Source organism: Streptomyces sp. NPDC047974 (assembly GCF_040653375.1).
GTDB lineage: Bacteria > Actinomycetota > Actinomycetes > Streptomycetales > Streptomycetaceae > Streptomyces.
On the sequence record NZ_JBEZNU010000023.1, the window covers coordinates 1 to 12,195 of the forward strand.

15 protein-coding genes are annotated in these 12,195 nt (G+C 75.2%); 8 read left to right on the plus strand and 7 right to left on the minus strand.

The genetic code is table 11. The annotated features are described in order from the left end of the window. Nucleotides 1–79 precede the first annotated feature (79 nt). Nucleotides 80–898 carry a PhzF family phenazine biosynthesis protein gene (locus AB0E19_RS27695; protein WP_362184905.1) on the minus strand — a complete coding sequence of 273 codons (819 nt, stop codon included), beginning with the start codon at nucleotides 896–898 and terminating at the stop codon, nucleotides 80–82. Between the two features lie 179 nt (nucleotides 899–1,077). Between AB0E19_RS27695 and AB0E19_RS27700 the strand changes: the two genes are divergently transcribed. After that, nucleotides 1,078–1,707, plus strand: a complete 630-nt coding sequence (locus tag AB0E19_RS27700) for a PadR family transcriptional regulator (RefSeq protein ID WP_360606975.1) — start codon at nucleotides 1,078–1,080, stop codon at nucleotides 1,705–1,707. 111 nt (nucleotides 1,708–1,818) lie between these two features. Here the strand turns inward: AB0E19_RS27700 and AB0E19_RS27705 are convergent, their stop codons facing one another. Both AB0E19_RS27705 and AB0E19_RS27710 read right to left on the minus strand, forming a co-directional pair. Continuing rightward, complete coding sequence (locus AB0E19_RS27705) at nucleotides 1,819–2,247, minus strand: SRPBCC family protein (protein WP_362184906.1); 429 nt, start codon at nucleotides 2,245–2,247, stop codon at nucleotides 1,819–1,821. Nucleotides 2,248–2,317: 70 nt separating this feature from the next. Continuing rightward, entirely contained in the window at nucleotides 2,318–2,539 is a 222-nt protein-coding gene (locus AB0E19_RS27710; RefSeq protein ID WP_362185025.1) for a hypothetical protein, read from the minus strand. A 225-nt stretch (nucleotides 2,540–2,764) separates the two neighbouring features. Here AB0E19_RS27710 and AB0E19_RS27715 point away from each other — a divergent pair, with 225 nt between their 5' ends. The 3 genes from AB0E19_RS27715 to AB0E19_RS27725 all read left to right on the plus strand — a co-directional run bounded on the left by AB0E19_RS27715 (nucleotide 2,765) and on the right by AB0E19_RS27725 (nucleotide 5,658). After that, nucleotides 2,765–3,358: a Clp protease N-terminal domain-containing protein gene (locus tag AB0E19_RS27715; RefSeq protein ID WP_362185026.1), complete on the plus strand. Its 594-nt coding sequence runs from the start codon at nucleotides 2,765–2,767 to the stop codon at nucleotides 3,356–3,358. A 91-nt stretch (nucleotides 3,359–3,449) separates the two neighbouring features. Beyond that, complete coding sequence (locus AB0E19_RS27720; protein ID WP_362184907.1) at nucleotides 3,450–4,448, plus strand: EamA family transporter; 999 nt, start codon at nucleotides 3,450–3,452, stop codon at nucleotides 4,446–4,448. Nucleotides 4,449–4,647: 199 nt separating this feature from the next. Next, the gene (locus AB0E19_RS27725; protein WP_362184908.1) at nucleotides 4,648–5,658 is read left to right on the plus strand and encodes a DMT family transporter; all 1,011 of its coding nucleotides are present in this window, start codon (nucleotides 4,648–4,650) and stop codon (nucleotides 5,656–5,658) included. A 4-nt stretch (nucleotides 5,659–5,662) separates the two neighbouring features. On the opposite strand, the gene AB0E19_RS27730 is transcribed toward AB0E19_RS27725, so the two are convergent. After that, on the minus strand, nucleotides 5,663–6,316 hold the full coding sequence (locus AB0E19_RS27730; protein ID WP_362184909.1) for an FMN-binding negative transcriptional regulator: 654 nt from the start codon (nucleotides 6,314–6,316) through the stop codon (nucleotides 5,663–5,665). A 9-nt stretch (nucleotides 6,317–6,325) separates the two neighbouring features. Further along, on the minus strand, nucleotides 6,326–7,036 hold the full coding sequence (locus AB0E19_RS27735; protein WP_362184910.1) for a pyridoxamine 5'-phosphate oxidase family protein: 711 nt from the start codon (nucleotides 7,034–7,036) through the stop codon (nucleotides 6,326–6,328). A gap of 49 nt (nucleotides 7,037–7,085) precedes the next feature. On the opposite strand from AB0E19_RS27735, the gene AB0E19_RS27740 reads away from it, so the two are divergent. Both AB0E19_RS27740 and AB0E19_RS27745 read left to right on the plus strand, forming a co-directional pair. Beyond that, nucleotides 7,086–8,420 (plus strand): aminotransferase class I/II-fold pyridoxal phosphate-dependent enzyme, encoded by a 1,335-nt coding sequence (locus tag AB0E19_RS27740; protein ID WP_362184911.1) that lies wholly within the window; start codon nucleotides 7,086–7,088, stop codon nucleotides 8,418–8,420. 49 nt (nucleotides 8,421–8,469) lie between these two features. Then, a complete protein-coding gene (locus tag AB0E19_RS27745) occupies nucleotides 8,470–8,970 on the plus strand; it encodes a hypothetical protein (RefSeq protein ID WP_362184912.1) in 501 nt (166 codons plus the stop codon). Here AB0E19_RS27745 and AB0E19_RS27750 read toward each other — a convergent pair. Next, nucleotides 8,880–9,908: a DMT family transporter gene (locus AB0E19_RS27750; RefSeq protein WP_362184913.1), complete on the minus strand. Its 1,029-nt coding sequence runs from the start codon at nucleotides 9,906–9,908 to the stop codon at nucleotides 8,880–8,882. The genes AB0E19_RS27745 and AB0E19_RS27750 overlap by 91 nt on opposite strands. Before the next feature lie 73 nt (nucleotides 9,909–9,981). On the opposite strand from AB0E19_RS27750, the gene AB0E19_RS27755 reads away from it, so the two are divergent. Further along, the gene (locus AB0E19_RS27755; RefSeq protein WP_362184914.1) at nucleotides 9,982–10,884 is read left to right on the plus strand and encodes a LysR family transcriptional regulator; all 903 of its coding nucleotides are present in this window, start codon (nucleotides 9,982–9,984) and stop codon (nucleotides 10,882–10,884) included. A 55-nt stretch (nucleotides 10,885–10,939) separates the two neighbouring features. On the opposite strand, the gene AB0E19_RS27760 is transcribed toward AB0E19_RS27755, so the two are convergent. Next, nucleotides 10,940–11,407, minus strand: a complete 468-nt coding sequence (locus AB0E19_RS27760) for a pyridoxamine 5'-phosphate oxidase family protein (protein ID WP_362184915.1) — start codon at nucleotides 11,405–11,407, stop codon at nucleotides 10,940–10,942. Between the two features lie 94 nt (nucleotides 11,408–11,501). Here AB0E19_RS27760 and AB0E19_RS27765 point away from each other — a divergent pair, with 94 nt between their 5' ends. Next, nucleotides 11,502–12,155 (plus strand): cysteine hydrolase, encoded by a 654-nt coding sequence (locus AB0E19_RS27765; protein WP_362184916.1) that lies wholly within the window; start codon nucleotides 11,502–11,504, stop codon nucleotides 12,153–12,155. Nucleotides 12,156–12,195: the final 40 nt, after the last annotated feature.

Consider the following 12,195-nt stretch of genomic DNA (forward strand, 5'->3'; position numbering starts at 1 on the left):
CTACTTCTTCGTGGCGATCGTGGTGGGCGTGCTGTCGGCACCGGTGCCGTACGCCCCTCCGGTGTCTCCGGGCGGGGCCTCAGGCGTGCAGTTCGCCCTCGATGACCGTCACGGCGTGCCCCGTCAGGTGGGTGCGGTCGCCGCGCAGCCGGGTGCGGACCAGGCCGGTGCGGGCGCCGCCCTGGAAGCCGGTCAGCTCGTGGCGGCCGAGGCGGGCCGACCAGTACGGCGCGAGCGCGGTGTGGGCACTGCCGGTGACCGGGTCCTCGTCGATGCCGACGGCCGGGAAGAAGCCGCGCGAGACGAAGTCGTAGCCGTTCGCGGGGGAGGCGGCGAGCGCCGTCGCGATCACGCCGCGGGTAGAGCGGGCCCGGAGCCCCGCGTGGTCGGGGTCGAGGCCGCGGACGGTGGCCTCGTCGCGCAGCTCGACGACCAGGTCGCCGATGTGGGCGGCGGTGTCGTGGACGGCGACGATCTCGGCGCCGAGCGCCTCCGCCAGGCCGTCCGGGGCCGGGACCGGGGTGAGCGACGAGGTCGGGAAGTCCATGGTGATGCCGCCGTCCGCGCCGGTGACGGCGCCGAGGACGCCCGAGCGGGTGGCGAAGCGGACCGGCCCGGTCGCGGCGCCGGTGGTGTGCAGGACGTGCGCGGTGGCGAGGGTCGCGTGGCCGCACATGTCGACCTCGGTGGTCGGGGTGAACCAGCGCAGCGCCCAGTCGGCCTCGCCGCCGGCGGGCAGCGGGTGGGCGAAGGCGGTCTCGGAGAGGTTGACCTCGGCGGCGACCTTCCGCAGCCAGTCGTCCTCCGGGAAGGAGTCGGCGGAGTCGAGGAGGAGGACTCCGGCGGGGTTGCCGGAGAAGGGCCGGTCGGTGAAGGCGTCGACGATTCGGATGCGCATGGCACGGACCGTACCCGCGGCCCGAGGGGGCGGGCGCAGGCCAATCGGGGATCTCTGGACCGGTCGACGGCGGACGACGGCGGTCGGTGGCAGTCGGTGGGTTGCTCGACGAACAGTTCCGATATATCGTTGAGCCATCGCGACAGTTCGACGATGAATCTCACGGAAGGAGCGTTGCGATGCGTACTCATGGACACGGACATGGACACGGCTGCGAAGGCGGCCCCGGGCGCGGTTTCGGCGGACCCGGACCGCGGGGCGAATTCGAGGGACGGCGTGCCGCCTTCGGGCCCTTCGGCCCCGGCTTCGGCGGCGGGCCCGGCTTCGGCGGCGGGCCCTTCGGGCGCGGTCGCGGGGGCGGCCGGGGGAGGGCGCGCCGCGGTGATGTGCGCGCCTCGATCCTGGCGCTGCTCAAGGACCGCCCGATGCACGGCTACGAGATGATCCAGGAGATCGGCGAGCGCAGCGGCGGGGCCTGGAAGCCCAGCCCCGGCTCGGTCTACCCGACCCTCCAGCTGCTGGAGGACGAGGGGCTGATCGTCAGCGCGAGCGAGGGCGGCAAGAAGCTCTTCTCGCTCACCGACTCCGGGCGCGAGGAGGCCGAGGCCGGTGCCGAGGCCCCCTGGGAGGAGGTCGGCCGCGGTGTCGACTGGGAGGCGATGAACGAGGTCCGGCAGGCCGGTTTCGGGCTGATGGAGGCCTTCGGCCAGGTCTGGAAGACCGGCAGCGCCGAGCAGCGGACGAAGGCCGTCGAGGTCATCAACGAGGCCCGGAAGAAGCTGTACCTCATCCTCGCGGACGAGCACTGAGCCGGGGCCGGGGCCGGGGCCGGGGCCGGTGCCGGTGCAGGCGCCGGCGGTGAACGGGTAAGGGCCCCTCGGTGGCGTGCGCCGCCGAGGGGCCCTTCCGTGCGTACGGGGTCAGGCGACCAGGCCGGCGAGCTTGCGCAGCGACTCGTTCAGCGCCGCCGTCGCCGAGTCCTTGAGCTTCCCGGCCATCAGGGAGACCGCCGCCCCGGTGAACTCGCCGTCGATGCGGACCGTCGTCGCCCCGTCCGCGTCCGCCAGCGAGTAGCGGGTGCCGACGATCACGCCCATCGGGCCCTTGCCGCGGATGGCGAGGACCCGGCCGTCCTCCAGCTCCTCGACCGTCCACAGCACCTCGGCCGGGAAGCCCATCAGCTTCATGTTCTCGGTGAAGGTGGAACCGGCGGCCAGGGTCTCCGGGCCGCCGTTCGGGAAGCTGGTGTGGGTGGCGTTCCACTCCCCGTAGGAGCCGAAGTCGGTGAGGCGTTCCCACACCTTCCCGGCCGGTGCCTCGATCCGTGCCTCCGCGGTGACTTCGGCCATGACGACCACCCCTTCACGCGTGCCCGCTGGGTTCTGGTGTCGCGGAACGTAGCCGGAGGGGCGTGAACATTCAATACTGATGAACCGTCAGTTCTGCGGCGGCCGGACCCGTACCGCCGATCCACCGGATCTCGGCCGCGTCGAAGCAGTCCGAGACCCGCGGACCGCCGTCCTCCTCGTGGCAGTGGAACGCGGCCCAGAACAGATCGCCCGGCAGCGCCTCCCGGGGTGCGTACACCCGGTACACGAACTGCCGGCCGTCGCGCGCGGGCAGACCGACCATCCAGAACACACAGGAAGGACGCTCGGCGGCGGCTCGTGGTTGCGATCGGGGCGCGAGGCAAGGCGGCGCGCGCCGCGCGAGCGAAATCGCCCGGATCTCCTCCCAGAGGAGGAGGAGCCGCGCGGTCGCGCACGACTCCGGTGGGACGCGGACATGGTTCTCCCGTGTGATGACCCGCGCGGGCGCGCCTGATGAGGTGGCAGGGTGCACCCTTCCGTCCCGTCCCGCCCCCTCGTGCCCCCGGCTCCCGCCGGGCCCGCGCCGCTCCTCGCCACCGTGCTCGGCGCAGCCCGCCGCCGGGCCCTGCGGGACGGCGACCGGCAGGTCGACACCGCCCACCTGCTGCACGCCCTCGTCGAGTCCGACCCCGAGACCCGCGCCGCCTTCGACGGCGAGGAGCGGGTCGCCCGGGTCCTCGGCTACCTCGTCCAGCGCTCGATCGGATACGGGCTCCGCTGGCAGCGCTCCGCCGAGGGCGACGCGGCCCCCCGCCCGCTGCCCGCGGTACGGGCCGGGGAGGCGCCGCGCCGCCGCACCTCCCGCTGGTCGCCCGCCGCCGCGGCCGCCCTGGAGGAGGCGCTGCGGCGCGCCGCCGCGCGCGGCGAGGAGCAGCCCCACGGGCTCGACCTGCTGGCCGGGCTCGCCGCCGACCCCGCCAGCCGGGCCGGCGAGGTGCTCCGGCACGCCGGGATCGACCCGCCCGTGCTCGGCGCCCGCGCCGCGGCGCTCGCCTCGGTCATCGCGCCGCGCGGGTCCGGGGCCGGTGCGCTCGACGGCGAGGAGCCGGCCGCCGGGGGCGGGGCGGCGGAGCAGGGCGCGGAGGGGTGAATTCCGGGGCAGGGGAGGGTTCTCCCGGGGTGCCGTCTCAACAGGTGCGACAGGGGTTACGCGCCTGACCGGCTCCTGTCATCATGGCCCGATGCACGCGTCTCAGGGGAGAAGCGCCGGCCTGGGACTCGCCCTGGCCTCGGCCTTCGCATTCGGTGGTTCGGGAGTGGCGGCCAAGCCGCTGATCGAGGCAGGACTCGATCCGCTCCATGTCGTCTGGCTCCGGGTGGCCGGCGCCGCGCTCGTCATGCTGCCCGTGGCCTGGCACCACCGGGGGCTGCTGCGCCGCAGGCCCGGCCTCCTCGTCGGCTTCGGCCTCCTCGCCGTCGCCGGCGTCCAGGCCTTCTACTTCGCCTCCCTCTCCCGGATCCCGGTCGGCGTCGCCCTCCTCCTGGAGTACCTCGCCCCGGCCCTGGTCCTCGGCTGGGTCCGCTTCGTCCAGCGGCGGCCGGTCACCCGCGCCGCCGCCCTCGGCGTGGTGCTCGCCGTCGGCGGTCTCGCCTGCGTCGTCCAGATCTGGTCCGGGCTCAGCTTCGACCTCCTCGGCCTGCTGCTCGCGCTCGCCGCCGCCTGCTGCCAGGTCGGCTACTTCGTCCTCTCCGACCAGGGCACCGACGAGGCCGAACCCGCCGACCCGCTCGGGGTGATCGCGTACGGACTGCTCATCGGCGCCCTCGTGCTCACCGTGATCGCCCGCCCGTGGGGCATGGACACCTCCGTCCTGGCCGGCAGCGCCGACCTCGGCGGGAGCGCCGTGCCGGCCTGGCTGCTGCTCGGCTGGATCGTCCTGATCGCCACCGTCCTCGCGTACGTCACCGGCGTGGTCTCGGTGCGCCGGCTCTCGCCGCAGGTCGCCGGGGTCGTCGCCTGCCTGGAGGCGGTCGTCGCGACCGTCCTTGCCTGGGTGCTGCTCGGCGAGCACCTGGACGCCCCGCAGCTCATCGGCGGCGCGCTCGTCCTCGTCGGTGCCTTCATCGCCCAGTCCGCCGCCCCCAAGGCGCCGGCCGAGGGGCCGGTCGCCGGCTCCGGCGGCGAAGCCCTCCCGGCGGCAGGCGAAGGGCAGTTGTCCGGCGGAAGGGCCACCCCGTAGGGTGACGGCCATGCATGCGACCGTTCTTCCGCCGCCCGTCGCCTAGCGCGCGCGGCTCCTTCCTCCCGAAGACGACCGGCCGGGCTCGGGCGGGCGACACCTCGCCCCCGAGCGGTCCGTCGCTGCCCGCGCGCGGAGCAGGCGACCACCCTTCACCCCGGTCCGTCCGCACGGACGACCGTCTTCACGGAGAAACCACGTGTCGAACCCGCAGTCCCGTCCTGCCGCGCACCCCGCCCTGCCCGTCGGGCGGAGCCTGGTCTACCTCGTCGTCGCCGGAATCGCGTGGGGGACCGCCGGCGCCGCCGGCTCCCTCGTCTTCCGGAGCAGCGACATGGGTCCCCTCGCCCTCTCGTTCTGGCGCTGCGCCGGCGGGCTCCTGCTCCTCCTCGCCGTCCCGGCGCTGCGCCTGCCGCGGACGCGGCGGACGCGACGGTCCGGACGCACCGCCGCGGCCGTCGCCGAGACGCGCCGGACTCGGCTGATCCGGATCGTCGGCACCGGCGTCGGACTCGCCGTCTTCCAGACCGCCTACTTCGCCGCCGTCGAGTCCACCGGGCTCGCCGTCGGGACCGTCGTGACCCTCGGCGCCGGGCCCGTCCTCATCGCGGTCGGCGCCCGCGTCACCATGGGCGAGCGCCTCGGCATCGGCGGCCTCGCGGCCGTCGCCGGCGCGCTCGCGGGGCTCGTCGTCCTGGTCCTGGGCGGCGGGGGAGCGGAGGTCCGGTTCGCCGGCATCGGCTACGCGGTGCTGTCCGCCGCCGGCTTCGCCGCCCTCACCCTGCTGACCCGGTGGCTCGGCCGGGCCGGCACCGGTGAGGCCGGTTCGCTCGCGAGCACGGCGTGGACCTTCGGCGTCTCGGCGCTCGTCGTGCTGCCCCTGGCGGTCGTCGAGGGACTGCTCCCGCACACCGAGGACCTCGTCCGGCTGCTGCTCCTGCTGCTGTACGTGGCGGCCATCCCGACCGCCCTCGCCTACGCGCTGTACTTCGCGGGCGCCGCGGTCGTCCGGGCCGCCACCGTCTCCGTGATCATGCTGCTCGAACCGGTCAGCGCCGCGCTCCTCGCCGTCACCCTCCTCGACGAGGAGCTGACGGCCACGACCGTGCTCGGCACCGTGCTGCTGCTCGCCGCCGTCACCGGGCTCGCCCTCGCGGAGGCCAGGACGGCCGCGGAGCGGCGCCGCGCGGTGGAGCCCGCGGCCGCGTAGCGGGTCAGCCGCCGGCCTCCGCGGCGAGGCGGCGCAGCTGGTGGGCCCGGGCGGCGAGGTCGCCCGGGCCGGCCCGCTCCGCGAGCCGGGCAGCGATCCGGCGCTGCACCTCGGGCGGCTTGTTGCCCGCGTACTTGAACTTGGCGCGCACCTCCGTCACTTCCAGGACCAGGCCCCGGATGCCGGGGAGCAGCCGCCCGAAGGGGGCCTCGCCGGGCGCGACCCGTGCGGTCCCGCCGTCCGGCTGGAAGTGGCCGACCTGCCGGTTCAGCAGCTCGGCCTTCTCCGCCGGGTCGTCCACCACGCGGGCGAGGCAGTGCAGCTGCACGGCCGCGTAGTACGAGGTCGGCGTCCCGTGTCCGGAGGGCGCGCCCTCGGGGGCGGTCCAGGTGCCGGGGACGTACACGTAGTCGTCGACGACGCTGAGCAGCACCCGGGGGTTCGCCTCCAGGGCGGGCCACAGCGGGTTGGGGCGGGCGAGGTGGGTGAGGACGCGGCCGTACGGGCCCGGCTCCGCCTCGTACCGGAAGTGCGCGGGCTGTACCAGGGGCGGTTCGCCGGGCGGGCCGTTGGCGGCGATCTGGCCGAAGTCGTGGCGGGCGAGCCACTCCCGCCACTCGGTCTCGTCGCCGGCGGCGTCCCAGGGGTGGATGAGCATCGGGGCCCCTCAGAGCGTCGTCAGGTAGGCGGGCAGGGTGATCGACGGGTCCAGGTCCGCCGACGGGACGGGGGCGCCGGCGCGCGGGGCGACCGGGACCACGCCCGCCCAGTGCGGCAGGGCCAGGTCCCGGGGGTCGTCGTTGGGGCCGCCGGAGCGGACCTTGGCGGAGACCTCCTCCAGGTCGAGCCGGATGACGGCGGTGGCGGCCAGCTCCTTGGCGTCGGCCGACCGCGCGTCGGCCGAGCGGCCCGGGACGACCTGGTCGACGAGGGCGTCGAGCGCCACGCGCCGCTCCTCGGGGTCGGTGACCTGGTGGGCGGTGCCGTGGACGACGACCGAGCGGTAGTTGAGGGAGTGGTGGAAGGCGGAGCGGGCGAGGACCAGCCCGTCGACGTGGGTGACGGTGAGGCAGACGGGGAGGCCGGGGTCCTCGGTGGCGGCGCCGGTGGTGCCGGGCTGCGCGGCGGCGGCCATGCGCAGCGGGCGGGAGCCGGTGGAGCCGTGGACGTACAGCCGCTCGCCGATCCGCCCGTAGAGGGTGGGGAGCACGACGGGGGCGCCGTCGCGTAGGAAGCCGAGGTGGCAGACGTACCCCTCGTCGAGGATGGCGTGCACGAGCGCCCGGTCGTAGGAGGCGCGCTGCCGGGAGCGGGTGGGCACGGTGCGGTCGGTGGGCGTGTAGCCGTCCGCGGGGGTGTGGCCGTCGATGACGCTCATGGTTCTGCTTCCCTTGCCCCTCGTATTGCACTAGTGCATAATGTGGTTTGTGCTAGGAGAGTATCGGATCGAGGGTCGTCGCGCATCGGAGATCGCCGCCAGCGTGGAGCGGGGGGTCGGGAGCGGGGCGCTGGAGCCCGGCCATGTGCTGCCGCCCATGCGGGAGTTGGCCGCCGCGCTGGGGGTGAACCCGAACACGGTCGCCGCCGCCTACCGGACGCTGCGGGAGCGCGGGGTCATCGAGACCGACGGGCGGCGCGGCAGCCGGGTGCGGCCGCGGCCGGCCACCACCGCGCGCGGTTCGCTGCGCGTCGAGGCGCCGCCGGGGGTCCGGGACCTCGGCCGCGGCAACCCCGACCCGGCCCTGCTGCCGCCGCTCGGCGAGGCCTTGGCCGAGGCCGCCCGGCGGTACGCGGAGCGGCCCGGCCTGTACGGGGAGGCGCCCGTCGACCCCGACTTCGCGCGGCTCGCCCGGGCCGCGTTCGACGCGGACGGGGTGCCCGACGGGCCCGTCGGCGTCGCCTCCGGCTCGCTCGACGCGATCGAGCGGATCCTCGCCGTGCACCTCAGGCCCGGTGACGCCGTCGCCGTCGAGGACCCCGGCTGGGGCAGCCTCCTCGATCTCGTGCCCGCCCTGGGGCTGCGGCCCGTGCCGGTCGCCGTCGACGACGACGGGCCGCTCGCCGACCGGGTCGAGCGGGCGATCACGCACGACGGCGCCCGCGCGGTGATCGTCACCGACCGGGTGCAGAACCCCACGGGCGCCTGCGTCGGCGCAGGGCGGGCCGCGGAGCTGCGGCGGGTGCTCGCCGCGCACCCCGGCGTGCTGCTCGTCGAGGACGACCACGGCCACGGCATCGTCACCCGGCGGCTGAGGCCGCTCGCCGGGGTCACCGACCGCTGGGCGCTCGTCCGCTCGGTCGCCAAGGCGTACGGCCCCGACCTGCGCATCGCCGCCTTCACCGGCGACCCCGAGACGGTCGACCGGGTCCTCGGCCGTCAGCGCCTCGGCCCCGGCTGGGTCAGCCGCCTCCTCCAGCAGGCCGTCGTCCACCTGTGGACCACGGGCGCGGTCGACCCCGAGACCGTCGCCGACGCGTACGGGGAGCGGCGCGACGCCCTCGTCCTGGCCCTCGCCCGGCGGGGCGTCGAGGCCCACGGGCGCAGCGGCATGAACGTCTGGGTGCCCGTCGCCGACGAGACCGGCGCCGTCGCGCGCCTGCTCGCCGCCGGCTGGGCGGTCGCCCCCGGCGCCCGCTTCCGTATCGCCTCGGGGCCCGCCGTCCGCCTCACCGTCTCCCCGCTCGCCCCCGGCGACATCGCCCCCCTCGCCGACGCGGTCGCGGCGGCCGCGGGCCCGGCCCCGGCCCGCAGCTACGGCTGAGGAGTCCGGCACCGGGGCGGTGTCCGACCGGCGTGCGAGAGTCCTCGGCATGACGGCTCAGGAGCGACGGGACGACGCGCGGCGCGCGATCGAGGCATGGGACACGTGGGCGGCGTTCGTCGTCAGGACCGACTTCGGGGACGACGCCGCGTGGCGGCGGGTGCTCGCGGAGCTCGGCCGGCCGGACGGGGACGCCGACGTCGGCGTGCTGGTGCTCGACGCGCCGTGCTGGTCGGGGGCGAGCGCCGAGGAGGTGCTGGTCGCCATGGCGGGCGACGAGGGGCCGCACGCCCTCTTCCTCGCGGACGGACACACCATGGAGTCGCCCGTGCGGGCGCTGCTCGCCGTCGACACGCTGTGGGAGGACGAGAGCGCGCTCGACCCCGTGTACTACCGGGAACTCGTCGACTCGCCCGCGCCGAGGGAGTTCCGGCTCTCGCCGGCCTCCGTCGAGTCGGTTCACGTCAATCTGGAGCTCGGCAACCTGGGGTTCGAGGAGTTCGCCGAGGAGGCCGCGGCGGGGGCCGACGGGGTCCTGGTGCCGGACTGAGGCGGCGTGGATGTGGGCGTGGGTGTGCGGCGGGAGGTGCGGGTCTGGGTGAGGGCGGCGCCCAGGAGGACGATCGCGGCGCCCACGGGGGTGTTCCAGGCGAGGTGCTCGTCCAGGAAGGCGACGCCCGCCGCCGTGGCGATGACGGGGATGAAGTACGTGACCATCGAGGCCGTCGTCGGGCCGACCTCCGCGACCACGCCGTACTGGAGCAGCATCGCGTAGCCGGTGCCGAGGGCGCCGAGGGCGACCACCGCGAGGAGCGGCAGGAGCTCGACGGAGTCCGGGAGCGAGGTGAAGAAGGGGGTGACGAGGGCCAGTTGCAGGGTGGCCGTGCCGACCTGGGCGGTCGCCAGGGACAGGTGCGAGGAGCCCGTGCCGCTCAGGGTGCGGCGGACGTAGATCCAGCCGACCGCGTAGCTGAAGGAGGCGAGGAGGGCCAGCGCCGTGCCCGTGACGTCGATGCCCGAGAAGCCCTGCCACGCGCCGAGGACCGTCAGGACGCCGACGAAGCCGATGCCGAGGCCCGCCGCCCGCACCCGGGTCGGCCGGTCCTCCGAGAGCGCCACCAGCGAGAGGACCATGCCCCACAGCGGGGTCGTCGCGTTGCAGATCCCCGCCAGCGTCGACGGGATCGTCAGCTCCGCGTACGCGAAGAGCGAGAACGGCAGCGCGTTGAGCAGGAACGCCGCCACCGCGAGATGGCCCCAGGTCCGGGCCCCGCGCGGCAGTCGGTCCCGCTTCACGGCCAGCGCCACGACCAGCACCGCCGTACCGAAGAGCAGCCGGCCGAAGGTCACCTGGAAGGGCGCGACGCCGTCCGTGCCCACCTTGATGAAGAGGAAGCTGAAGCCCCAGATCAGGGCCAGCAGGCCGAAGCGGACGCGCCAGTCGAGGAGGGGCGAGGGGGAGCGGGTCGGGGCGGCTTCTCGGGTCATGTACTCAGGGTGACGGCGACGACTTCGTAGGACAAGCGAGATTACGTCGACCCTTTCGCTTAGCATTGCTTACATGTTGAACCTGGAGCGCCTGCGCACCCTCGACGCCGTCGCCCGGCACGGCTCCGTCAGCGGCGCCGCCGACGGTCTGCACGTGACGACCTCCGCCGTCTCCCAGCAGCTGTCCAAGCTGGAGCGGGAGGTGGGCCAGCGGCTCCTCGCCAAGAACGGGCGAGGGGTGCGGCTCACCGACGCGGGCATGCTGCTCGCCGAGCACGCCGCCCGGATCCTCTCCCACGTCCAGCTCGCCCAGGCCGACATCGAGGCCCAGCGCGGCCAGGTCGTCGGCGAGGTGCGGCTCGTCGGCTTCCCGACCGCCGCCCGCGGCCTCTTCCCCGCCGCCCTCGCCGCGCTCCGCGCCCGCCACCCCGACCTGCGGGTCCGCACCGCCGAGTTCGAGCCCGAGCAGGGGGTGCGGGCGGTGCTGCGCGGCGACGCCGACCTGGCGATCGTCCTGGACTGGAGCAACCGCCGGGCGCCCGTCCCCGGCGAGCTGGAGCGGGCCCATCTGCTCGACGACTCGGCGGACGTGGCCCTGCCGGCAGGGCACCGGCTCGCCGGGAGGGAGGCGGTGGACCTGGCGGACTTCGCCGACGAGGAGTGGGTGTCCTGGCCGGAGGGCGAGTTCTGCCACGACTGGCTGATGTTCACCCTCCGCTCCCAGGGCATCGAGCCCCGCATCGCCCACTTCGCCGGCGAGCACCACACCCAGCTCGCCCTCGTCGCCGCCGGACTCGGCGTGTGCGTCACGCCCCGGCTCGGCCGGCCGCACCCGGAGGGGGTCGTCTGCGTGCCCGTACGCCAGCAGGTGCGCCGGCACATCTACGCCACCTGGCGCACCGACGCCGGCCGCCGCCCGTCGCTGCGCGCGGTCGTCGAGGCGCTGCGGGAGGCGGGGCGGCCGCACGCCGACTGAGCCCGGCCGGCTTCCCCGGAGGCCCGCCGGCTTCCCCGGAGCCCCGACGCCCTCCCTAGAGCGTCGCCAGCTTGCGGAAGTCCCAGGACGCGACGGCGTCCGGGGTCAGCCGGAGCCAGGCGTGCCGGCCGTCGTGCGGCATGGCGTCGAGGCCGAAGTTCTTCGCCGCGAAGAGGCGCTCCACCGCGTCGAGTTCCGGACACGGCTCGCCCGTGCGCGGAGCCTCGCCGACGAAGACCGCCGTCCCCGACAGCTCGGCCCCGCGCAGGTCGCCGTACTCCTCGCCGTCGTCGACCAGGACCGAGATCCGGGGGTCGGCGCGCAGCTCGGCCCAGCGGCGGCTGCGGGTCAGCGAGTACAGCCAGAGCGAGGTGCCGTCCCAGGCGTACCAGAGCGCGCTGAGATGGGGGCGGCCGTCGGCGGAGACGGTGGCGACCCGGCAGGTGCGCTGCTCGGCGAGGAAGGAGTCGAGCTCCTCCGGGGTCATCATGATCCTGCGTCCATGGCGCTGTGCGACGGTCATCGTCCGCACCCTTCTGGATTTCTGATGAGACGTCAGAAATCATGGGTCCCTCTTGTGCGCCCGTGCAAGAGGCGGGCCGGTGCGAGGGGGAGCGATGGGACGCGGGGAAGAGCGCGAGGAGCGGCTGCGCCCGGACGGGGCCGTGCTGCTCACCGTCGAATGCCAGCGGGGGGTCGTCGGCGCGGAGAGCGCCCTGCCCGAACTCGCCGCCGTCGCCCGGAGGTCCGGCGCCCTCGCCAACATCGCCCGGCTCGTCGACGCCGCCCACGGCGCCGGCGTCCAGGTGGTGCACGCCGTCGCCGAGCGGCGTCCCGACGGGCGCGGCTCCAACAGCAACGCCCGACTCTTCCGGGCCGCGGCCCGGCTGCCCGTGCAGCAGCACAGCGGCTCCACGGCGGTGCGGATCGCGGAGCCGATCCAGGTGGCCGACGAGGACCTGGTGGTGCGGCGGCTGCACGGCCTCTCCCCGCTGGCCGGTACGGACGTGGACGCGCTGCTGCGCAACCTCGGTTGCCGGACCCTCGTGGTGACCGGGGTCTCCGCCAACGTGGCCGTACCCAACGCCGTCTTCGACGCGGTGAACCTCGGCTACACCGTCGTCGTGCCGCAGGACGCCATCGCGGGGGTGCCGGCCGACTACACCCCCGCGATGATCCGCAACACCCTCTCCCTCGTCGCCACCATCGCCACCACCGACGAGCTGCTCACGGCCTGGAAGGCGCCGAGGCGCTCCTCCGCCCGCGCGTGAGGAGAAGCGGGTGAGGAGAAGCGGGTGAGGGGACGCGGGG